The sequence below is a fragment of the Brachybacterium sp. UNK5269 genome (assembly GCF_049266655.1).
Taxonomy (GTDB): Bacteria; Actinomycetota; Actinomycetes; order Actinomycetales; family Dermabacteraceae; genus Brachybacterium.
In genome coordinates, this window is sequence record NZ_CP184883.1 from 1,441,472 (window position 1) to 1,461,405 (window position 19,934).

Annotated in this window: 16 protein-coding genes and 1 tRNA gene; 11 read left to right on the forward strand and 6 right to left on the reverse strand. The window is 73.5% G+C overall.

Annotated features, from left to right (window positions below; translation table 11 throughout):
• Positions 1 to 12: 12 nt before the first annotated feature.
• A complete protein-coding gene (locus ACOJUI_RS06650) occupies positions 13 to 1,614 on the reverse strand; it encodes a dolichyl-phosphate-mannose--protein mannosyltransferase (protein ID WP_422117285.1) in 1,602 nt (533 codons plus the stop codon).
• 54 nt (positions 1,615 to 1,668) lie between these two features.
• Between ACOJUI_RS06650 and rsmI the strand changes: the two genes are divergently transcribed.
• The gene (gene rsmI, locus ACOJUI_RS06655) at positions 1,669 to 2,511 is read left to right on the forward strand and encodes a 16S rRNA (cytidine(1402)-2'-O)-methyltransferase (RefSeq protein ID WP_422117286.1); all 843 of its coding nucleotides are present in this window, start codon (positions 1,669 to 1,671) and stop codon (positions 2,509 to 2,511) included.
• A 74-nt stretch (positions 2,512 to 2,585) separates the two neighbouring features.
• Here the strand turns inward: rsmI and rpmF are convergent, their stop codons facing one another.
• Positions 2,586 to 2,756, reverse strand: coding sequence for a 50S ribosomal protein L32 (rpmF, locus tag ACOJUI_RS06660; RefSeq protein WP_422117287.1), 171 nt, complete (start codon positions 2,754 to 2,756; stop codon positions 2,586 to 2,588).
• 316 nt (positions 2,757 to 3,072) lie between these two features.
• Here rpmF and ACOJUI_RS06665 point away from each other — a divergent pair, with 316 nt between their 5' ends.
• The 4 genes from ACOJUI_RS06665 (at position 3,073) to ACOJUI_RS06680 (ending at position 7,898) form a co-directional block, all read left to right on the forward strand.
• Positions 3,073 to 4,044, forward strand: a complete 972-nt coding sequence (locus ACOJUI_RS06665; RefSeq protein WP_422117288.1) for a TatD family hydrolase — start codon at positions 3,073 to 3,075, stop codon at positions 4,042 to 4,044.
• A complete protein-coding gene (rsmA, locus tag ACOJUI_RS06670) occupies positions 4,041 to 4,937 on the forward strand; it encodes a 16S rRNA (adenine(1518)-N(6)/adenine(1519)-N(6))-dimethyltransferase RsmA (RefSeq protein ID WP_422117289.1) in 897 nt (298 codons plus the stop codon). The genes ACOJUI_RS06665 and rsmA overlap by 4 nt, the downstream gene beginning before the upstream one ends.
• Complete coding sequence (locus tag ACOJUI_RS06675; protein ID WP_422117290.1) at positions 4,937 to 5,863, forward strand: 4-(cytidine 5'-diphospho)-2-C-methyl-D-erythritol kinase; 927 nt, start codon at positions 4,937 to 4,939, stop codon at positions 5,861 to 5,863. The genes rsmA and ACOJUI_RS06675 overlap by 1 nt, the downstream gene beginning before the upstream one ends.
• Before the next feature lie 316 nt (positions 5,864 to 6,179).
• Positions 6,180 to 7,898 (forward strand): HNH endonuclease signature motif containing protein, encoded by a 1,719-nt coding sequence (locus ACOJUI_RS06680; protein WP_422117291.1) that lies wholly within the window; start codon positions 6,180 to 6,182, stop codon positions 7,896 to 7,898.
• A gap of 37 nt (positions 7,899 to 7,935) precedes the next feature.
• Here the strand turns inward: ACOJUI_RS06680 and ACOJUI_RS06685 are convergent, their stop codons facing one another.
• From ACOJUI_RS06685 to ACOJUI_RS06695, 3 genes are all read right to left on the reverse strand, one after another.
• The gene (locus ACOJUI_RS06685) at positions 7,936 to 9,798 is read right to left on the reverse strand and encodes an ABC-F family ATP-binding cassette domain-containing protein (RefSeq protein ID WP_422117292.1); all 1,863 of its coding nucleotides are present in this window, start codon (positions 9,796 to 9,798) and stop codon (positions 7,936 to 7,938) included.
• A gap of 66 nt (positions 9,799 to 9,864) precedes the next feature.
• A complete protein-coding gene (locus ACOJUI_RS06690; protein WP_422117293.1) occupies positions 9,865 to 10,401 on the reverse strand; it encodes a MarR family winged helix-turn-helix transcriptional regulator in 537 nt (178 codons plus the stop codon).
• An 88-nt stretch (positions 10,402 to 10,489) separates the two neighbouring features.
• The gene (locus ACOJUI_RS06695) at positions 10,490 to 11,146 is read right to left on the reverse strand and encodes a TetR/AcrR family transcriptional regulator (protein WP_422117294.1); all 657 of its coding nucleotides are present in this window, start codon (positions 11,144 to 11,146) and stop codon (positions 10,490 to 10,492) included.
• A gap of 107 nt (positions 11,147 to 11,253) precedes the next feature.
• On the opposite strand from ACOJUI_RS06695, the gene ACOJUI_RS06700 reads away from it, so the two are divergent.
• The 3 genes from ACOJUI_RS06700 (at position 11,254) to ACOJUI_RS06710 (ending at position 13,873) form a co-directional block, all read left to right on the forward strand.
• Positions 11,254 to 11,325, forward strand: a tRNA-Gln gene (locus tag ACOJUI_RS06700).
• A 62-nt stretch (positions 11,326 to 11,387) separates the two neighbouring features.
• Positions 11,388 to 12,896, forward strand: a complete 1,509-nt coding sequence (gene glmU / locus ACOJUI_RS06705; protein ID WP_422117295.1) for a bifunctional UDP-N-acetylglucosamine diphosphorylase/glucosamine-1-phosphate N-acetyltransferase GlmU — start codon at positions 11,388 to 11,390, stop codon at positions 12,894 to 12,896.
• Positions 12,893 to 13,873 (forward strand): ribose-phosphate diphosphokinase, encoded by a 981-nt coding sequence (locus tag ACOJUI_RS06710; RefSeq protein WP_422117296.1) that lies wholly within the window; start codon positions 12,893 to 12,895, stop codon positions 13,871 to 13,873. The genes glmU and ACOJUI_RS06710 overlap by 4 nt, the downstream gene beginning before the upstream one ends.
• 85 nt (positions 13,874 to 13,958) lie before the next feature.
• Here ACOJUI_RS06710 and ACOJUI_RS06715 read toward each other — a convergent pair whose 3' ends face one another.
• A complete protein-coding gene (locus tag ACOJUI_RS06715) occupies positions 13,959 to 14,540 on the reverse strand; it encodes a hypothetical protein (RefSeq protein WP_422117297.1) in 582 nt (193 codons plus the stop codon).
• A gap of 387 nt (positions 14,541 to 14,927) precedes the next feature.
• On the opposite strand from ACOJUI_RS06715, the gene ACOJUI_RS06720 reads away from it, so the two are divergent.
• From ACOJUI_RS06720 to mfd, 3 genes are all read left to right on the forward strand, one after another.
• Complete coding sequence (locus ACOJUI_RS06720) at positions 14,928 to 15,515, forward strand: 50S ribosomal protein L25/general stress protein Ctc (protein ID WP_422117298.1); 588 nt, start codon at positions 14,928 to 14,930, stop codon at positions 15,513 to 15,515.
• A 196-nt stretch (positions 15,516 to 15,711) separates the two neighbouring features.
• A complete protein-coding gene (gene pth / locus ACOJUI_RS06725) occupies positions 15,712 to 16,326 on the forward strand; it encodes an aminoacyl-tRNA hydrolase (protein ID WP_422117299.1) in 615 nt (204 codons plus the stop codon).
• A 5-nt stretch (positions 16,327 to 16,331) separates the two neighbouring features.
• Positions 16,332 to 19,931 carry a transcription-repair coupling factor gene (gene mfd / locus ACOJUI_RS06730; RefSeq protein ID WP_422117631.1) on the forward strand — a complete coding sequence of 1,200 codons (3,600 nt, stop codon included), beginning with the start codon at positions 16,332 to 16,334 and terminating at the stop codon, positions 19,929 to 19,931.
• Positions 19,932 to 19,934: the final 3 nt, after the last annotated feature.

Sequence of the window (19,934 nt, forward strand, 5' to 3'; positions counted from 1 at the left end):
CGGGCGCTGGGCTCAGGTCCAGGACGGCAGCCACATGCGGTAGCGCCACTGCTCGAGGTCGAGCACCTGGCCGGTCCAGACCGGCCAGAAGAAGGCCGAGACCAGCACGATCAGCATCAGCAGGGAGCCGACGAACAGGCCTCCGGCCAGGCGTCGCTCCCGCTCGGCGCCCGGCGGCCCGATCAGCAGGCCCAGCACGAAGGCCAGGCATAGCAGCAGCCAGGGCTCGAAGGCGACCGCGTAGAAGGTGAAGATCGTGCGGTCGGTGTACAGCAGCCAGGGCAGGTAGCCGGCCACCAGCCCGGACAGCGCCGCCCAGGCGCGACCGTCGCGGCGCACGACGGCGAGGACCACGGTGACCAGCACGGCCACGGCTCCCGACCACCAGATCAGCGGGTTCCCGACCGCCAGGATGTGCGCCCCGCACTGCGCGGCCTCGCAGCCCTGCTCCCCGAAGTCGTAGGAGCGGTAGTAGAAGTTCGTCGGCCGCAGCTGCAGCAGCCAGCCCGCCGGATGCGCCGCATAGGGGTGCTCCGAGTCCAGGCCGACGTGGAAGGAGTAGGCCTGAGCGTGGTAGAGCCACAGCGACCACAGCGCGTCGAGCACGCCGCTGCCGGTGGCCTGGCCCTGCTCGGCGGCGAGGTGGCGGTTGTAGCCGACCGCGGAGGCGAACCATCCGGCCCAGCTGAGCACATAGGTCACCAGCGCGGTGCCGACCATCGCGAAGAAGGCGGGGACCGCGTCTCGGACCAGTCCGCCCAGCAGCCAGTCGCGCTGACCGCCGGCGCGGCGCGCCCACCAGTCCCACAGCACCGTCATGATCCCGAACACGGCCAGGAAGTAGAGCCCCGACCACTTGACCGAGCAGGCCATCCCCAGCAGCACCCCGGCCAGCAGCCGCCAGGGTCGCAGCCCTCCCGGGATGCCGAGGCGGGGCGCGGCCCCGCCGCCGGTGTGCAGCTGCGCCGCCGCCACCGCGAGGCGCTCCCGGAAGCGGTCGCGATCGATCAGCAGCGCCCCGAAGGCGGCCAGCACGAGCACCATCAAAAAGGGGTCCAGCAGGCTCGTGCGGGAGTGGACCAGGTGCAGCCCGTCGATCGCGAGCAGCAGCGCCGCGATGAGGCCGACGGTGGTGGAGCGGAACAGGCGCCGGCCGATGCGGGCCAGCAGCAGCACCGCCGCCGCGCCCAGCACCGCGGAGGAGATCCGCCAGCCCCACGGATTGTCGGCCCCCAGCAGCAGCATCCCGCCGCCGATCAGCCACTTCCCCAGCGGCGGATGGACCACGTAGGCGCCGGAGTCCTCGTAGGTGTCGACGTCGCCCGCCTCGAAGACCGGATCGTGCTCCTTCGGCCACGACATCTCCACCCCCTCCTGGGTGAGGGCGTAGCCGTCCTTGACGTAGTAGGTCTCGTCGAAGATCAGCTCGTCGATGCTGCCGAGGCCCCACAGCCGCAGCACCAGCGCCAGGCCGAACAGCGCCATCGCCCCGGCCCAGGCCAGGCGCTCGAGGGGGAGGTCGAAGGTGTGCAGGCGCCGCCGCCAGGAGGCCTCCAGCGCGCCCGGCTCGTCCTCGACGGCGGCGCGAGGGGTCGCTTCCTCCTCCGTGTGCACCCGCACATGCTAGGACATGGCCGCCCGGGGACCGCGGCTGGCTAGCATGGCCGGATGCTCGAACCCGGAGTCCTCACCCTCGCCGCCACCCCGATCGGCAACCCGCTGGACGCCTCCGTGCGCCTGCTGCGGGCCCTCGGCGAGGCCGACCTCCTCGCTGCCGAGGACACCCGGCGGCTGCACCGCCTGCTGCGGGACCTCGAGGTCGTCACCGCCGCGCGGATGATCTCCTACCACGAGCACAACGAGGTCGAGCGCACCGGGGTGCTGCTGGAGGCGCTCGCGGCCGGGCAGCGGGTCCTGATCGTCACCGACGCGGGGATGCCCGTCGTCTCGGATCCCGGCTTCCATGCGGTGCGGGCGGCGGCCGACGCCGGCTACCGGGTCAGCGTGATCCCCGGCCCGTCGGCCGTGCTCACCGCGCTCGCCGCCTCCGGCATCGCCCCGGACCGCTTCGTCTTCGAGGGCTTCCCCCCGCGCCGGGAGGGGCGTCGCGCCACGGCGCTCGAGCCGCTGGCCGCCGAGCAGCGCACCCTGGTGTTCTTCGAGTCCCCGCGCCGCACCGCCGCGACGCTCGCGACGATGGCGGAGGCCTTCGGCGCGGACCGGCGCGCGGCCGTGGCCCGGGAGCTGACCAAGACCCATGAGGAGATCGTGCGCGGCACCCTCGGCGAGCTCGCGGCCTGGGCGCAGCAGCGCGAGGTGCTCGGCGAGATCGTCATCGTGGTGGCCGGGGCCGCGCCGGTCGCCGCCCGTGCCGAGGACCTCGTCGAGCAGGTCCTGGCCCGGGCCGCCGCGGGGGAGCGGCTGAAGGACGCCGCGAAGGAGCTGGCCCGCCGGCATCCCGGGGTGACCGCGAGCGCGCTCTACGACCTGGCCCTGACCCGCCGGGGCTGAGACGCGACGACGCCCCCGGCAGCAGCTGCCGGGGGCGTCGTGGAGGCGAGGGGCGGGCGCGGGCCCGCGCCGGATCAGTCCTCGATCTGGAGCAGACCGCGCTGGTACGCCTTCGCGAGGCGACGCGGCACCGAGGCGGTGCGGCCACGGACCGTCACCTGCACCAGGTCGGGGTTGTTGGCCTTCCACTGCGAGCGACGCGAGTGCGTGCGCGCACGGGACATCTTGAACTTGGGCACTGCCATGGCGGGCTCCTTGACGGTCCGGAGGATGAACGGGCGCTGGCGTCCGTCCCGAGCAGCGACCCGAACCCGGTCCTGCGGACTCGGGGCGCTCGGGTGCACGAAAGAACGCGCAACGACGGTCCATCCTGCCACATCCGCGCCGTCCGCGCGCTCCCGGACCCCGTGAGCTAGCCCACCGCGTCGGCGGCGTCGGCGGAGCTGTCGAGCGTGCTGCGAGCGTGCTGCGAGCGTGCTGCGGGGTGCGCGAGGACCCGCGGCGGGGGCGCGCGGCGCCGCCTTGGACGGAGGCGGACCCGCGTCCTCCTACGATGGTCGCATGCCGTCCCCGCACCAGACACAGACAGCCGCCGCCCTGCCGCCGGTGCGCGACCGGGAGGACCTCGACCCGCGCGGGAAGCGGCGCGACCGCTCCTGGCCCCCGGCCCCCGAGCCGCTCCCCGTCCCGGTGGTCGACAACCACTGCCATCTCGACTTCGCCGACGGCGACCAGCAGCTGAGCGTCCCCGACCATGTCGCGCGCGCCGCCGCCGTCGGCGTGGACGGCCAGATCACCATCGGCTCGGACCTCGAGGCGGCGCGCTGGACCGCGGCCCTGCTGGCCGCCGCGGACCGCCCGCCCGCTCTGCGCGGCGGCGTCGCCGTCCATCCCAACGAGGCCGTCCTCCACGCCCGCGGCGCCGACCGCGACGGGAACCCCCTGGTGGCACTCGACGAGGCGATCGCCGAGGTGGCCCAGCTGCTGCGCGGCCCCGGCATGGTGGTGGTGGGGGAGACGGGCCTGGACTGGTTCCGCAGCTCCCGCCAGGACGAGCAGGCCCGCGCCGCCCAGATCGAGTCGTTCCGCGCCCACATTGCGCTGGCCAAGGAGCTGGACCTGCCGCTGCAGATCCATGACCGCGACGCCCACCGCGACGTGCTCGAGGTGCTCGACGCCGACGGCGCCCCCGAGCGCACCGTCCTCCACTGCTTCTCCGGGGACGCCGAGTTCGCGCGCGCCTGCGTCGACCGCCGCTTCCACCTCTCCTTCGCCGGCACCGTCACGTTCTCCAACGCCTCGGACCTGCGCGCGGCGCTGGCCGAGGTGGGTCTGGGGCAGGTGATGGTCGAGACCGACGCGCCCTTCCTCACCCCGGTCCCGTACCGCGGCCGACCCAACTCCTCCTACCTGATCCCCCTGACCATGGCGACGATCGCGGAGGTCACCGGGGTGCCGCTCGAGCAGGCGTGCCGGGCGGTCCGCGCCACCACGCACGAGGTGTACCGGTGGCCGGACGCGGTGGCCGCATGAGCGCCGAGACCCCCCGGGAGGCCGAGTCCGCCGGGCTGCTGCTGACCGCCCGGGACATCCGGGCGCTCGCCGAGGCCACCGGCATCCGGCCCTCCAAGCAGCGCGGGCAGAACTTCGTGATGGACCCCAACACCGTGCGCACCATCGTCGGCCGCGCCCGGCTCGACCGCGGCCAGGCGGTGCTCGAGGTCGGGCCGGGGCTGGGCTCGCTGACCCTGGGCCTGCTCGAGGCGGGGACCGACGTGGTCGCCGTCGAGCTGGACCGCGGACTCGCCGAGCTGCTCCCGCTGACGCTGCGGGCCCGGGGCGTGGACGAGGACCGCTTCCGCCTCGTGCACGCCGACGCGCTGCAGATCACCGAGCTGCCCGCCCTGCCCCGGGCGGGGCGGCCGACCGCGCTGGTCGCGAACCTCCCCTACAACGTCGCCACCCCCATCCTGCTGACGATGCTCGAGCGCTTCGAGCAGCTGCGCACCGCCCTGGTGATGGTCCAGTCGGAGGTGGTCGACCGCCTCACCGCCGGTCCGGGCTCGCGCACCTACGGCGGACCCAGCGTGAAGACCGCCTGGTACGGGCGCGCCGTCCACGCCGGCCGCATCTCCCGACAGATCTTCTGGCCCGTCCCGAACGTCGACTCCGCGCTCGTGGAGCTGGTGCGGCACGAGCAGCCGCTGGGCACCGCCGCCGAGCGCGACCAGGTGTTCGCCGTCGTCGACGCCGCCTTCGCCCAGCGCCGCAAGACGCTGCGCGCGGCGCTGGCGAGCTGGGCGGGCACCCCCGGCCGCGCCGAGCAGGTCCTGCGCGCCGCCGGGATCGACCCCGGCGCCCGCGGGGAGACGCTCGAGATCGAGCAGTTCCGGGCGATCGCCCGCGCCGCCGGGGAGGTGGACTGATGGCCCCCGCCCTCACGCGGGTGGTCGTGCGCGCCCCCGGCAAGATCAACCTCTCGCTCGCCGTCGGCGCGGTCGACACCAGCGGGTACCACTCGATCGCGACCCTGTTCCATGCCGTCGACCTCTACGAGACCGTCACCGCGACCCGCGCGTCGGAGCTGAGCCTCGCGGTCGATGCCGAGGTGCCCGGCGAGATCCCGCTGGACGCCAGCAACCTCGCCCTGCGCGCGGCCGAGCTGCTGCGCAGCGAGCACGGGGTCGACGAGGGCGCGCGGCTCCACATCCACAAGCGGGTGCCCGTCGCCGGTGGGATGGGCGGGGGATCGGCCGACGCCGCCGCCGCGCTGGTCGCCCTGGACCGGCTCTGGGGCCTCGGCCTGGGCAGCGAGCAGCTGCGCCGGCTCGGCGCGCGCCTGGGCGCCGACGTCCCCTTCGCCATGCTCGGGCGCACCGCCCTCGGCCGCGGCACCGGCGCGGACCTCACCACCGTCCTCACCCGCGGGGACTGGACCTGGCTGCTGGCCGTCCCCGGCGGGCACCTGTCCACCCCCGAGGTCTACGCCCGCCACGACCTGATCGCGGCCTCGATCGGGCGGGAGCTCGCGGAGCAGCCCGAGGCCGACGAGCAGCAGCTGCAGGCCCTCAGCAGCGGGGACCCCGCACTGCTGGGCAGCAGCCTCCACAACGATCTGCAGGCCGCCGCCTTCGCGCTCCATCCCGGTCTCGAGCCGGTGGTGGAGGCGGCCGAGCGCCTCGGGGCGCTGGGTGCGGTGGTCTCCGGCTCGGGTCCGACGATCGCGGCGCTGGTCGAGGACGAGGCGCACGGCCGCTCGCTGGCGGCCGGTCTGATGGCCGCCGGGCTGGTCCACTCCTGCCTGGTGGTGCGGGGCTCCGCACCAGGGGCGAGTGTGCTCGAGGAGAGCTGAGTCGGCTGCCGCGGTCCGCGGGCAATCAGCCCGCAGCCTCTGGGCCCGCGCGCTGAACGGGGGCGGGGAGGCGTCGCGCGGCCCTCAGCCCGCGCACCTCGCTCGGAGCGCTGATCAGGGTCGGGAGGAGTCGCGCGGCCACCAGCGCGCGGACCTCGCTCGGGGCGTCGATCACGGTCGGGACGGCGCCGCAACGGCACGCCGCACCCGTTGATGATTCCTCCCCACATCAAAGTTATCCACAATCTCTGAACTACTCGCGGGTATCTTCTGTCACGCCCTTCCGTGAATCGAATGTGCGTGCGAAAATAGAGGCATGAACGATGATCCGGGCCGAGAGCGCATCACCCCGGGGGCGGCCGACGATCCGTCTCCCCTGGTCAGTGGCATGCACGTCCCGGGCGTGCCGCCGGCCGCGGGGGGCGAACCGATGACCTTGCGCCCTGCGCCGATCAGCCCCGGCATCGTGGCGAATTCCCAGGAGCTCGTCCTCAGCGGTGTCGACATCGCCGCTGCCCGCACCGTTCTTGCCTCGCTCGGTGCGCACGGCTCCGCCTCCCTCGACGCCCTTCCGGTGCCGGAGACGATCGCGCTGCTGGCGGGGCTCCAAGGCGTGTCCGCCGCCCTCGCCGCCGTGCAGGCACGCGCGCTGGTCCACCTCGAGGCGGCGGTCAAGGAGGACTGCCGTCGTCGCGACGAGACCCCGCGCCAGGCCCTGAGGATCGCGCGCACCGAGGCCTCGCGGGCCCTCCAGCGCTCCCGCTCCTCGGCCGGGCAGACGATGTCCAGCTGTCGTCGCCTGGTCGGCTCCATGCCGGGCATGCTCGCGGCGCTCGCCGAGGGCCGGGTCACCGCGGAGGCCGCGCACCGGGTGGGCAGGACGGTGGGGCCCGCCTCGCCCGCTCTGCGGCGGGAGGTCGACGAGGTCCTCACCGCCCACCTGCCCTACCTCGCACAGTGCGGCACCGACGAATGGGGCGCCGAGACGGAGAAGGTGCTGCACGGCCTCGACCCCCACGGCGCCGCGCGGCGGCACCGGGTAGCCCGGCGCGAGCGCAGCGTCACGGTGCGCCGCGCCGAGCACGGCATGAGCGTGGTGACCGCGCGGCTCAGCGCCCTCGACGGGGCCCGGATCCGCAAGGGCCTGTCGGTCGCGGCCGAGCGGGCCCGCGCCCAGGGCGACCGGCGCGGGCACCAGCAGATCATGGCCGACCTCTTCGCCGATGCCCTGATCGGTCGCGGCGACGGCATCGATCCCTCGACGCTCGAGGTGGGCGTCATCATCACCGACCGCTCGCTGCTCGTGGCGGGCCACGCCGACGCCGCCACCGTCGAGGGCCTCGGACCGGTGCCCTACGAGCACATCCGCGAGGAGATGCGCCGCGCGCTCGCGGCGGAGGGGGACGACGATCTGGCGGTGACCCTGCGCCGGCTCTACATCGATCCCGATGACGGCCAGCTCGTCGGCGTCGAGTCCCGCGCCCGGGCGTTCCCGCCGGCGCTCTCGCGCTTCCTCCGGCTCAGCCACCAGACCTGCCGGGCTCCGTACTGCGATGCCGCCATCCGCCAGAACGACCACATCGTCCCCTGGTCGCAGGGCGGCGCGACCTCCCTCCTGAACGGGAACGGCCTGTGCTCGGCCGACAACCAGAAGGAGGAGTCGGGGGAGAGCGCGCGCGTGATCGTCGACGAGGACGGGGTCCGGCGGACCGTCGAATGGACCAGCCGCTACGGCCAGACGGCGAGGCGTCGAGCCGTCAACTTCGATCCGCTCGGCACCGCGAGACGGCAGCAGGAGCGGGAGCGCCGGAGACTTCGGGCCCTCGAGCCGCCCGCCGAGGTGAACACCTCGTTGCAGCGCGCCCTCGAACGGCTCGAGCTGCGGCTCGCCGACCTGCCCGAGACCCTTCCGAGGATCATCGGCCCGGTGCAGCTGGACTGCCGGCTCGCGCCGCGAGGCGCGGCCCGACCGCCACGCCCGCCGAGGACCGATGGCGAGCCGCCCCCGCCGGCGCCGCAGCGCCCAGCCGCATAGGCCGGCCGAGGCGCGTCGGGCGAGGGCGCCGCGCGCCCTACTCGATCAGCTCCGACAGCTCCAGCCACCGCTCCTCGAGGCTCTCGACCTCGGCCTCGACCGCGCGCAGCTCCTCCGTGATCGACTGCAGTCCCTGGTAGTCGGACTGGTCGTGCGCGGCGAGCTTCGCGTGCAGGGACTCCGTCTTCCGCGACAGCTTCTGGATCCGGCGCTCCGCCGCGCCGAGCTCCTTCTGCGCGGCATGGGCCTGCGCCCCCGAGATCCCCGCCGCGGAGCCCGCCGTCGCGGACGTCGCCCCACCGCCGACGGGCGACCGGTCGGCGCCACCGGCCCCGCTCGCAGCGCCGGAGACCGCGAAGCCCGAGGCGGCCCCCGAGGCGGCGGGCCCGGGCCCGGACCCCGCCGCCCGCAGCTGGAGGTACTGCTCGACGCCGCCCGGCACGTGCCGCACGGCCCCGTCCAGCACCGCGTACTGGCTGTCGGTGATGCGCTCGAGCAGGTAGCGGTCGTGGGAGACCACGATCAGGGGCCCGGGCCAGGTGTCCAGGAGGTCCTCCATGGCCGCCAGCATGTCGGTGTCCATGTCGTTCGTGGGCTCGTCGAGCACCAGCACATTGGGCTCCTCGAGCAGGGTCAGCAGCAGGTCCAGCCGTCGCTGCTGCCCTCCGGACAGCGCCCCGACCTTCACCTTCTGATGCGCGGCGGTGAAGCCGAGCCGCTCGAGCAGCTGCCCGGGGGAGACCTCGTCCTTGCCCGCCCGGAAGGTGGTGCGGTAGCGCCCCACCACGTCGCTGACCCGGGAGTCGAGGTGCTCCTGCAGGCCCTCGAGACGCTGCGAGACCTGCTTGACGGTGACCGTCTTGCCGCGCTTGACCCGCCCGGCCTGCGGCTCCAGGTCGCCGGTGATGAGGGCGAGCAGCGTCGACTTGCCGGCGCCGTTGGGGCCGAGCACGCCGATGCGGTCCGCCGGACCGATGTGCAGGGTCACGTCGCGCAACACGGTCACCTCGCCGTACCCGGCGTCGACATCGAGCACGTCGATCACGTCGCGACCCAGCCGCGAGGTCGCCAGCTGCGTCAGCTCCACGGAGTCCCGCACCGGCGGCTCTCCCGCGATCAGCTCGTTCGCAGCGTCGATGCGGAACTTCGGCTTCGCGGTGCGGGCCGGGGCGCCGCGGCGCAGCCAGGCCAGCTCCTTGCGCATCAGATTCTGCCGCTTCGACTCGATCGCGGCGGCCTGGCGGTCGCGCTCGACCCGCTGCAGCACGTACGCGGCGTAGCCCCCCTCGAAGGGATCCACCACCCCGTCGTGCACCTCCCACATCCGGGTGCAGACCGCGTCGAGGAACCAGCGGTCATGGGTGATGACCACCAGGCCGCCCTCCTTCGGGCTCCACCGTCGGCGCAGGTGCTCCGCGAGCCAGGCGATGCCCTCGACGTCGAGATGGTTGGTGGGCTCGTCCAGCAGCAGCACGTCCCAGTCGCCCACCAGCAGCTCGGCCAGGTGCACGCGCCGCAGCTGCCCTCCGGAGAGATCGGCCAGCGGCGTCTCGAGGTCGACCTCCGCCAGCAGGCCGGCCAGGACGTCGCGGATCCGCGCATCGGAGGCCCACTCGTACTCGGGGCGGTCCCCGACCACCCGCTGGCGGACCGTGGTGCCTGCCGTCGCCTCGTCCTGCTGGCTGAGCATGCCCACGCGCACCCCGCCGCGCACCGTGACCCGGCCCGCGTCGGGCTCGGTGATCCGGGCCAGGAGGCGCAGCAGGGTCGACTTGCCGTCGCCGTTGCGGCCGACCACGCCGATGCGGTCGCCCTCGTCGATGCCGATGGTGATGTCGTCCAGCAGCACGCGGTCGGGCAGCGCGACGTGGAGTGACTGGGTGCCGAGCAGATGAGCCATGCAGAGAGGTCCTCAGGGGTCGATGTTCGGGGGAGGTGAGAAGGACGCCGGAGCCGGGTCCCGTCGTCAGTCCTCGAGCGGGTCGTCCACCTCGAAGGTCAGCAGCAGGGAGCGCAGCGTATCGGCGAGGCCGGCCCGTCCCGCGGGGGTCAGCGGCCGCAGCAGGGTCCGCTCGGCGGCCAGCAGGCTCTCCATCGCCTGGTCCACCCGGGCGACGCCCTCGCTGCGCAGCCGCACCTCGACCGCGCGGCCGTCGTGCGGGCTGCGGTTCTTGCTGATCAGTCCCCGGGTCACCAGCTTGTCGATCCGGGTGGTCATGGTGCCGCTGGTCACCAGCGTCTCCCGCATCAGGGCGCCGGGGGAGAGGGCGTCGCCACCGCTGCGGCGCAGCGCGGAGAGCATGTCGAACTCCCAGCCGTCCAGGCCGGCATCGGTGAAGGCGTCGCGCCGCGCCGCCTCGAGGTACCGGGCCAGGCGCGAGATCCGCGAGAAGACGGCCAGCGGGGAGCTGTCCAGATCCCCGCGCGCCTGCGCCCAGCCCGCGATGATGCGGTCGACCTCGTCGCGGCGCGGCGCGGCGGCATCCTCGGGCGTGGTGGGCATGGGCCGAGTCTAGGGGCGGCGCAGGCCGCGGGGCAGATCGGTCGCGGCCCGCGTGGCGGGCACCACGCCGCCGACGCCGACGGGCCGCTCAGCGGCGCGCGTCGCCGGACTCCCCGCGCAGCTCGGGCTCCTTCTGCAGGGCGCCCAGGCCGTACCAGGAGAGGTTCACCATGCGGGCGGCGACGATCTCCTTCGCGGGCTCCCGCGTCTCCAGCCACCACTGCCCGGTGTAGGCGACCATCCCCACCAGCATCTGCGCGTACAGCGTGGCGTCTCGCGCCGGGTAGGAGTGCAGGCGCAGCTGGGCGGCGAGGATCGTCTCGACCCGCCTCGACACGTCGGTCAGCAGGGAGGAGAAGGTTCCCAGGGCATGGCTGACGGGGGAGTCGCGCACGAGGATCCGGAAGCCGTCCTCGTTCTCGTCGATGTAGGTCAGGAACGCCATCGCCGCCTGCTCCATCAGCACCCGCGGGTGAGCCCGCTGGTCCGCGAGCGAGTCCTCGAGGGTGGTCAGCAGCGTGGAGACCTCGCGGTCGACGACGACCGCGTACAGCCCCTCCTTGCCGCCGAAGTGCTCGTAGACGACGGGCTTGGAGACCTTCGCGCGGGCGGCGATCTCCTCGACGGCGGTCATGTCGAAGCCCTTCTCGGCGAACAGGCGACGGCCCACCGAGACCAGCTGCTCACGGCGCTCCTTGCCCGTCATCCGGGTCGATCGGCTGCGTGGGGCCGCGTTCTGCGCCATGGCGGGAGTCTCGCACACCGGGGCCCGCTCGGGACGGCGGCCGGGGGCCGCGGTGCCTCGGGGCCCGGCCTCCGGGCGATAGGATCGGGCGGCGTCCGCGACGCTGATCCGCCATGGTGTAATCGGCAACACCTCAGATTTTGGTTCTGAAGTTTCAGGTTCGAGTCCTGATGGCGGAACGCTCACCGCCGCTGCGGCGGTGCCGCAGCATCCCACCCGTCGATTCCGAGGAGCCGCTGACGTGGACACCGCCGTGCCCCCTGCCCCCGCCGCTGTGATCGTCCTGGCCGCTGGTGCCGGGACCCGCATGAAGTCCCGCACCCCGAAGGTGCTCCATGAGATCGGGGGGCGATCGCTCCTGCTCCACGCGCTGACCGCTGCGGAGGGCACGAGCCCCTCCGAGCTGGTCGTGGTCCTGCGCCATGAGCGCGACCGGGTCGCCGCCCACCTCGCCGAGCACGCCGCCGAGGTGATGGTCGCCGACCAGGACGAGATCCCCGGCACCGGGCGCGCCGTCCAGTGCGGACTGGCGCAGGTCACGGCCACCGAGGGCACGGTCCTGGTGACCTACGGGGACGTCCCGCTGCTGGAGCCCGCCACCCTGCGGGAGCTGGTGGGCGCCCATGAGGCCGCCGGCGCCGCGGCCACCGTGCTCACCGCCCGGGTGAGCGATCCCACCGGCTACGGCCGCATCCTGCGCAGCGAGGACGGCAGCGAGGTGCTCGGCATCGTCGAGCACAAGGACGCCACCGAGCAGCAGCGCGCGATCGACGAGATCAACTCCGGCATCTACGCCTTCGACCTCGCGGTGCTGCGCGACGCGCTGGGCCGCATCGGCACGGACAACGCGCAGGGGGAGATGTACCTGACCGACGTCCTCGCGATCGCCCGGGCCGACGGCCGCTCGGTGCGCGCGGTGGTCACCGAGGACGTGATGATGGTCGAGGGCGTCAACGACCGCGTCCAGCTCGCCCAGCTCGGCGCGGAGATGAACCGCCGCACCCTGGAGCGCCACATGCGCGCCGGGGTCACCATCGTGGATCCGTCCACCACCTGGATCGACGCCGACGTCTCGATCGGGCAGGACGCCGTCATCCTGCCCGGCGTCCAGCTGCACGGCGCCACCGAGATCGGCGAGCAGGCCGTGATCGGCCCGGACAGCACGCTGCGCGACACCGAGGTCGGCGCCGGCGCCGAGGTGGTCCGCTCCCATGCGCTGCTCGCGGTGATCGGCGAGCAGGCCACCGTCGGCCCCTTCTCCTACCTGCGCGCCGGCACCGACCTCGGGGCCCGTGGGAAGATCGGCGGCTTCGTCGAGACGAAGAACTCGGTGATCGCCGAGGGCGCCAAGGTTCCGCACCTGAGCTACGTGGGCGATGCGGAGATCGGCGAGGGCACCAACATCGGCGCCGGCACGATCTTCGCCAACTACGACGGGGTGGACAAGCACCGCACCACCGTGGGCCGGCACGTGCGCATCGGCTCGGACAACGTGTTGGTGGCGCCGGTCACCATCGGCGACGGGGCGGCCACCGGAGCCGGCACCACGGTGCGCAAGGACGTGCCGCCGGGGGCCCTGAGCGTGAACGCGGTCGCCCAGCGGAACATGGAAGGATGGACGCTGCGACGTCGTGCGGGGACCGCGGCCGGGGACGCGGCACGCGCCGCCCTCGACGGGCAGGACCGGTCCGCGGACCGGACGAGCACAGCAACTGCCGCCGAGGAGCACAAGGAGCACGAGCAGCGATGAGCGGAATCATCACCACGGGGGAGAAGCGACTGGTCCTCGCCTCGGGCAGGGCCCACCCGGTCCTCGCGCAGGAGGTCGCCGACGAGCTCGGCGTCGAGGTCCTGCCGATGGACGCCTGGGACTTCGCCAACGGGGAGATCTACGTGCGGTACGGCGAGTCCGTGCGCGGCACCGACGTCTTCGTGCTGCAGTCCCACCCCGCCCCCATCAACACCTGGGTGATGGAGCACCTGATCATGATCGACGCGCTCAAGCGCGCGTCGGCCAAGCGGATCACCGCGATCGCACCGAGCTTCCCCTACGCCCGCCAGGACAAGAAGCACCGCGGCCGCGAGCCGATCTCCGCGCGGCTGATGGCCGACATGTACGAGACCGCCGGCGTGGACCGGGTCATCTCCGTGGACCTCCACGCTCCCCAGGTGCAGGGCTACTTCAACCGGCCCGTCGACCACCTGATGGCGCTGCCGCTGCTGGCCGAGTACATCCAGGCGCAGTACGGCCAGGAGGACATCGCCGTCGTCTCCCCCGACGCGGGCCGCATCCGCGTCGCCGAGCAGTGGGCGAAGAAGCTCGGCGGGGTGAACCTCGCCTTCATCCACAAGTCCCGCGACCCCAAGCGGCCCAACCAGGCCGTGGCCAAGCGGGTCATCGGCGACGTCACGGGCAAGACCTGCATCCTGGTGGACGACATGATCGACACCGCCGGCACCATCGTGCAGGCGGCCGACGCGCTGGTCGCCAACGGCGCCGACTCCGTGGTCATCGCCACCACCCATGCGATCCTCTCGGACCCCGCCACGGAGCGGCTGAAGGCCAGCACCGTGCGCGAGGTGGTCTGCACCAACACCCTGCCGATCCCCCCGGAGAAGCAGTTCGACCGGCTCACCCAGCTGTCCATCGCCCCGCTGCTGGCCCGCGCCATCCGGGCGGTCTTCGACGACGGCTCGGTCACCAGCCTCTTCGACGGCGAGGTCTGAGCGCCCCGCCGCGCAGTGCATGACAGGGAAGGGCCCGCATCCGAGGATGCGGGCCCTTCCCTGTGGTCGGGGTCAGCTGCGGGGATCAGATCAGGAAGCGGTTGCCCTTGACGAGCTTCTTCCAGGTCCGGCCGAGGCCGACGTGGTCGCCGGCGGCCAGGCCGGCCATGGCCAGCAGCAGCACCGCCAGGACCAGGTGGTCGTCGAACAGCGGGTTGGTGGTCATCGGGAACGCTGCCAGGTACATGAGCAGGTACATCGCGGCTCCGGAGACGGCCGCGACCCGGGTGCCGATGCCGAGCATCAGGGCCAGGCCGATGCCGAGCAGGCCGACCATGAACAGCACATCGGTGAGCGGGTTGATGGAGAGGAAGAACTCCCAGACGCCGGCGAAGGGGTTGCCGCCCTCGATCGAGCCGCCCAGGAAGCCCGTGGTGGGGGAGCCGCCGCTGAGCCAGGCGCGCTCCGCCGGGGTGGCGAAGCCGAGGCCGAAGGTCTTGTCGAGGAAGGCCCACAGGAAGGTGAAGCCCATCAGCAGGCGGACGATGCCGAGGAGGGTGAAGCCCCACCCCTTCTTCTCGACGCCGGCCGCGGCCGCGGAGGCGGAGGCCGACTGTGAGGGGACGAAGGACGCTGCGCGGGAGGGGGAGGCTGCGGTGGCGGACATGGGAGACGCCTTTCGGTGGTGGTCCTGCGGTGCTCGGGGATTTTCCCGATACCAGAAGGCTAGGCGCGCGAGGCGCCCGCGCGTCGGGACCTTGGTCGCGACTTTCTCGCTCTGACCTGCAGGGACGTTGGTCCCGGCCGGCGTGGGAGGCTGCTGCGGTCCGGGACCGGGGGAGCGCCGGCCGAGACCGCGGGAGGCGATGCGGCGCCCGTCACGCCGCACGTCGCGGAGGTGTCCGCTCGTGCTAGTGTCACCGGGTCACTTCGGCGAGGGAGCGGGCGCAGGCCCCTCCGTGATCGACGCGGTGCGGATCCTCGGGAGGCACGTCCTCCCGGTGCCCCGTGGCGTCGCTCATCGTCGAGCACCCCCCACCACGAGGAGCACACCATGGCTGTCCAGGCCGAGAAGCTGAATGTCGAACTGCGCGAGGACTTCGGCAAGGGCGCCGCGCGCCGCCTGCGCGCCGAGCACCGCGTCCCCGCCGTCCTGTACGGCCACGGCGAGGCCCCCCTCCACCTCTCGCTGCCCGGTCACGAGACCGCGCTGGCGGCCCGCAACTCCAACGCCCTTATCCAGCTCACGCTCCCCGACGGCGCCACCCACCTGGCGCTGATCAAGGAGATCCAGCGCCACCCGCTCAAGCGGACCCTGAACCACCTCGACCTGATCACCGTCCGCAAGGGCGAGAAGGTCGAGGTCGAGATCCCGGTCGTCCTCAGCGGCGAGCCCGTCGCCCCGGCCATCGCCATGCTCGACCTGCAGGCCCTGACCCTCTCGGTCGACGCGCTGAACGTCCCCGAAGAGGTGGAGATCTCCGTCGAGGGCACCGAGGACGGCTACCAGCTGTTCGCCGGTGACGTCACCCTCCCGGACGACGCCGAGCTGATCACCGACGCCGAGATCATCGTCCTCTCCGTCGCGCTGCCGCGCGTGCAGGAGGAGTCCACCGACGAGGGCGACTCCGAGCAGGCCTGACCTCCCCGGAGCGTGCCGGCGGCCCCGCGCCGCCGGCACGCTCCGTTGCTCACACCTCGGGCGCCGGGGCGTCGCGCACGGCGCGGCGCCCCGGTACGGTGTCCGAGGTCGTCGGCCGCGGGGGCGCGTCACCGACCGGGACCATGCCGCCGTGCACCGCGACGGGCGGCGCCGATGCTGCAGCGAGGAGCAGTCCATGACCGTCAGTGACCGTCGGCCCGGACCCCATCTGGTGGTCGGCCTCGGCAACCCGGGCGCCCGGTACGCCGCGACCCGCCACAACATCGGCCAGATGGTGCTCGACCACATCGCCGACGCCGGCGGCGGCCGCTTCGGCGCCGCCCGCCGCGCCGAGGCCGTCGTCCTCGAGGGACGCCTCGGCCTGCCGGGGGCCGGGGAGCGCGTGATCCTGGCCAAGCCCACCACCTACATGAACGTCTCCGGCGGCCCCGTCGCGGCGCTCGCCGCCTACTACGACGTGCCGCCGCAGCGGGTGGTGGTGGTCCACGACGAGGTCGACATCCCCTTCGACACGATCCGGCTGAAGGCCGGCGGCGGCGAGGGCGGGCACAACGGCCTGCGCGACATCACGCGGGCCCTGGGCACCAAGGACTACCTGCGGGTGCGGGTCGGGGTCGGTCGCCCGCCCGGCCGGGCGGACACCGCCGACCATGTGCTGGCCCCGTTCACCGCCACCGAGCGTCGGACGCTCGAGCTGCTGATCTCCGACGCCGCCGACGCGGTCGAGGCCGTGATCCTCGAGGGCCTCACCGCCGCCCAGCAGCGCTTCCACTCCCGAGAGACCCGATGAGCCCCATGCACACCGACCACTCCTCTGCCGCCCGCGGCCCCCTGGGCCCGCTGCTCGACCAGCTGGCGGACGGGGCGGACCTCACCGCCGTCCGCGCGCTGGTGGCCGAGGGCACCGAGTCCGGCGACGGCGGCAGCATGGTCGCCGCGACCGGGCTGTTCCCCTTCGTCGTCGCCGACCTCGCCCGCCGCTCCACCGCCGAGCAGCCGCTGGTCGTGGTCACCCCCACCACCCGCGCCGGGGAGGACCTCCGCGCCGCGCTGTCGGCCCTGGTCGGCACCGCGCACCTGGCCGAGCTGCCCGCCTGGGAGACCCTGCCCCACGAACGGCTCTCCCCGCGCGCCGACACCGTCGCCAAGCGCCTGGCGACCCTGCGCCGCATCGCCCACCCCGAGACCGAGGACCCGGTCCACGTGCTGCTGATGCCGGTGCGCTCGCTGCTGCAGCCGATCGCGAAGGGCCTCGGGGACCTCACCCCGGTGCGCGCCGCAGTCGGGGACACCTACCCCCTCGAGGACCTCGAGCGCGACCTGGTCGGCGCCGCCTACGTGCGCGTGGACATGGTCGAGAAGCGCGGCGAGTTCGCGGTGCGCGGCGGCATCCTGGACGTGTTCCCGCCCACCGAGCCGCATCCGGTGCGGGTGGACCTGTTCGGCGACGAGGTCGACGACGTCCGCTACTTCTCGGTCGCCGACCAGCGCTCCCTGGACCCCGCCCCGCGCGGCCTCGACGCCCCGCCCTGCCGGGAGATCCTGCTGACCCCCGCGGTGCGCGAGCGCGCCCGCGCCCGCGCCGAGGAGCTGCCCGGGGTGCGGGACCTGCTGCTGCGCATCGCCGACGGCATCGCGGCCGAGGGCATGGAGTCCCTCAGCCCGGTGCTGGTCGACGGCATGGAGCAGGTCGCCGACGTGCTGCCCGCCGGGGCCCGCTTCCTGCTGCTGGACCCCGAGAAGGCCCGCGCCCGCGCCGAGGAGCTGGTGGCCACCACCGACGAGTTCCGCGCCGCGGCCTGGTCCAGCGCCGCCGCCGGCGGCGGCCTGCCGATCGACGTGGGCGCGGCGAGCTTCGTGCCGCTGTCCGAGGCCAAGGGGCACGCCCGCGAGGGCGGCCGGGCCTGGTTCACCCTGGCCGCCTTCGGCCTGGACGGCGAGGTGGACCTCACCACCTCGGCCCGCACCCACCCCGGCTACTCCGGCAAGCCCGGCGACGCGGCCCGGGACCTCGAGCAGCGCCGCCAGGACGGCTGGTCCGTGGTGGCGACCATGGTCGGTCCCGGCGGGGCCCGCCACGTCAGCGAGAACCTCCGCGCCGAGGGGCTGCCCGCCGTCTTCGCCCCCGAGCTCGAGCATCCCGTCGCCCCCGGCGAGGCCGTGGTGAGCGTGGGCCCCTTCCCGGAGGGCCTGATCGCCGAGGACCTCAAGCTGGTCCTCGCCTCCGAGCGCGACCTCACCGGCAAGTCCGGGGCGCGCCGCGGCGAGGAGCGCCGGATGCCCTCCAAGCGGCGCAACGTCGTCGACCCCCTGCAGCTGCGACCGGGCGACCACGTCGTCCACGCCCACCACGGGGTGGGCCGCTTCGTGGAGATGACCAGCCGCACCGTGGGCAGCGGGGCCAAGCGCGCCACCCGCGAGTACCTCGTCATCGAGTACGCGGCCTCCAAGAAGGGCCAGCCGGGGGACCGCCTCTACGTCCCCAGCGACCAGCTCGACCAGGTCACCAAGTACGTCGGCGGCGAGGACCCGTCGGTCAACCGGATGGGCGGCGCCGACTGGGCCAAGACCAAGTCCCGGGCGCGCAAGGCGATCCGCGAGATCGCCGACGAGCTGGTGCGGCTGTACTCCGCGCGGCAGTCCGCCCCCGGCCACGCCTTCAGCCCCGACACCCCCTGGCAGCGCGAGCTCGAGGACGCCTTCGAGTTCGTCGAGACCCCCGACCAGCTCGTCACCATCGAGGACGTCAAGGCCGACATGGAGAAGCCGGTCCCGATGGACCGCCTGATCCTCGGCGACGTCGGCTACGGCAAGACCGAGATCGCCGTGCGGGCCGCCTTCAAGGCCGTCCAGGACGGCAAGCAGGTCGCCGTGCTCGCCCCCACCACGCTGCTGGCCCAGCAGCACCTGGACACCTTCACCGAGCGCTACACCGGCTTCCCGGTGGTGGTGCGGGGCCTGTCGCGCTTCCAGAACCCCGCCGACTCGGCCGCCACCGTCGAGGGCCTCGCGGACGGCACCGTCGACGTGGTCATCGGCACCCACCGCCTGCTGACCGGGAACGTGCGCTTCAAGGACCTGGGCCTGCTGATCATCGACGAGGAGCAGCGCTTCGGCGTCGAGCACAAGGAGACGCTCAAGGCGCTGCGCAGCAACGTCGACGTGCTCTCCATGTCCGCCACCCCGATCCCGCGCACCCTGGAGATGGCGGTCACCGGGATCCGCGAGCTGTCGATCCTGGCCACCCCGCCCGAGGAGCGCCACCCGGTGCTGACCTACGTCGGCGCCCAGGACGACAAGCAGATCACCGCCGCCATCCGCCGCGAGCTGCTGCGCGAGGGCCAGGTCTTCTACATCCACAACCGGGTCGAGGACATCGACCGGGTCGCCGCGCACCTGCGCGAGCTGGTGCCCGACGCCCGGGTGCGGGTCGCCCACGGCAAGATGAACGAGCATCAGCTGGAGCGGGTCATCGTCGACTTCTGGGAGCGCGAGTTCGACGTGCTGGTGTGCACCACCATCGTCGAGACCGGACTGGACATCGCCAACGCCAACACGCTGATCGTGGAGAACGCCGACAAGTTCGGGCTCTCCCAGCTGCACCAGCTGCGCGGCCGGGTGGGCCGCTCGAGCGAGCGGGCCTACGCGTACTTCCTCTACGGCGCCTCCAAGCCCCTCACCGAGCTCGCCCACGACCGGCTCACCACGCTGGCCACGAACACGGACCTCGGCGCCGGCATGAAGGTGGCGATGAAGGACCTCGAGATCCGCGGCGCCGGCAACCTGCTGGGCGGGGAGCAGTCCGGCCACATCGCCGGGGTGGGCTTCGACCTGTACGTGCGGATGGTGGGGGAGGCGGTCTCCGCCTTCCGCGGCGAGGGCCGGGCCCCCGAGAAGGAGATCCGCGTCGAGCTGCCGCTGGACGCCCACGTGCCGCACGACTACATCGGCTCCGAGCGCCTGCGCCTGGAGGCCTACGCGAAGCTGTCGGCCGTGCGGGAGGTCTCCGAGATCGACCAGATCCGCTCCGAGCTCACCGACCGCTACGGCACCCCGCCCGCCCCGGTCGAGGTGCTGCTGGACGTGGCCCGCTTCCGCATCGACGCCCGCGCCGCCGGGATCGAGGAGATCACCGCCCAGGGCAAGATGATCCGCTTCGCGCACCTCGACGTGCCCGACTCCGCGGCCATGCGCATGAAGCGCCTCTACCCCGGCACCGTGCTCAAGCCCGCCACCCGCCAGGTGCTGGTGCCGCGGCCGACCACCTCCCGCCTCGGCGGCACCGAGCTGCGCGACCACGAGCTGCTGGAGTGGGCGCGCACGGTGCTGACCACGCTGGTCCCGGCGGCGGCCGAGCAGATGACCCGGCCCACCCTGCAGGCCTCGGCGCAGTAGCCT

Excerpts from the sequence above, each read along its gene's own strand:
- rpmF (WP_422117287.1), bottom strand. The coding sequence starts at position 2,756 with ATGGCAGTGCCCAAGTTCAAGATGTCCCGTGCGCGCACGCACTCGCGT.
- rsmA (WP_422117289.1), top strand. The coding sequence starts at position 4,041 with ATGAGCGCCGAGACCCCCCGGGAGGCCGAGTCCGCCGGGCTGCTGCTG.
- pth (WP_422117299.1), top strand. The coding sequence starts at position 15,712 with ATGACCGTCAGTGACCGTCGGCCCGGACCCCATCTGGTGGTCGGCCTC.
- ACOJUI_RS06690 (WP_422117293.1), bottom strand. The coding sequence starts at position 10,401 with ATGCCCACCACGCCCGAGGATGCCGCCGCGCCGCGCCGCGACGAGGTC.
- ACOJUI_RS06715 (WP_422117297.1), bottom strand. The coding sequence starts at position 14,540 with ATGTCCGCCACCGCAGCCTCCCCCTCCCGCGCAGCGTCCTTCGTCCCC.
- ACOJUI_RS06680 (WP_422117291.1), top strand. The coding sequence starts at position 6,180 with ATGAACGATGATCCGGGCCGAGAGCGCATCACCCCGGGGGCGGCCGAC.
- ACOJUI_RS06675 (WP_422117290.1), top strand. The coding sequence starts at position 4,937 with ATGGCCCCCGCCCTCACGCGGGTGGTCGTGCGCGCCCCCGGCAAGATC.
- mfd (WP_422117631.1), top strand. The coding sequence starts at position 16,332 with ATGCACACCGACCACTCCTCTGCCGCCCGCGGCCCCCTGGGCCCGCTG.
- ACOJUI_RS06720 (WP_422117298.1), top strand. The coding sequence starts at position 14,928 with ATGGCTGTCCAGGCCGAGAAGCTGAATGTCGAACTGCGCGAGGACTTC.
- ACOJUI_RS06695 (WP_422117294.1), bottom strand. The coding sequence starts at position 11,146 with ATGGCGCAGAACGCGGCCCCACGCAGCCGATCGACCCGGATGACGGGC.
- ACOJUI_RS06710 (WP_422117296.1), top strand. The coding sequence starts at position 12,893 with ATGAGCGGAATCATCACCACGGGGGAGAAGCGACTGGTCCTCGCCTCG.
- rsmI (WP_422117286.1), top strand. The coding sequence starts at position 1,669 with ATGCTCGAACCCGGAGTCCTCACCCTCGCCGCCACCCCGATCGGCAAC.
- ACOJUI_RS06685 (WP_422117292.1), bottom strand. The coding sequence starts at position 9,798 with ATGGCTCATCTGCTCGGCACCCAGTCACTCCACGTCGCGCTGCCCGAC.
- ACOJUI_RS06665 (WP_422117288.1), top strand. The coding sequence starts at position 3,073 with ATGCCGTCCCCGCACCAGACACAGACAGCCGCCGCCCTGCCGCCGGTG.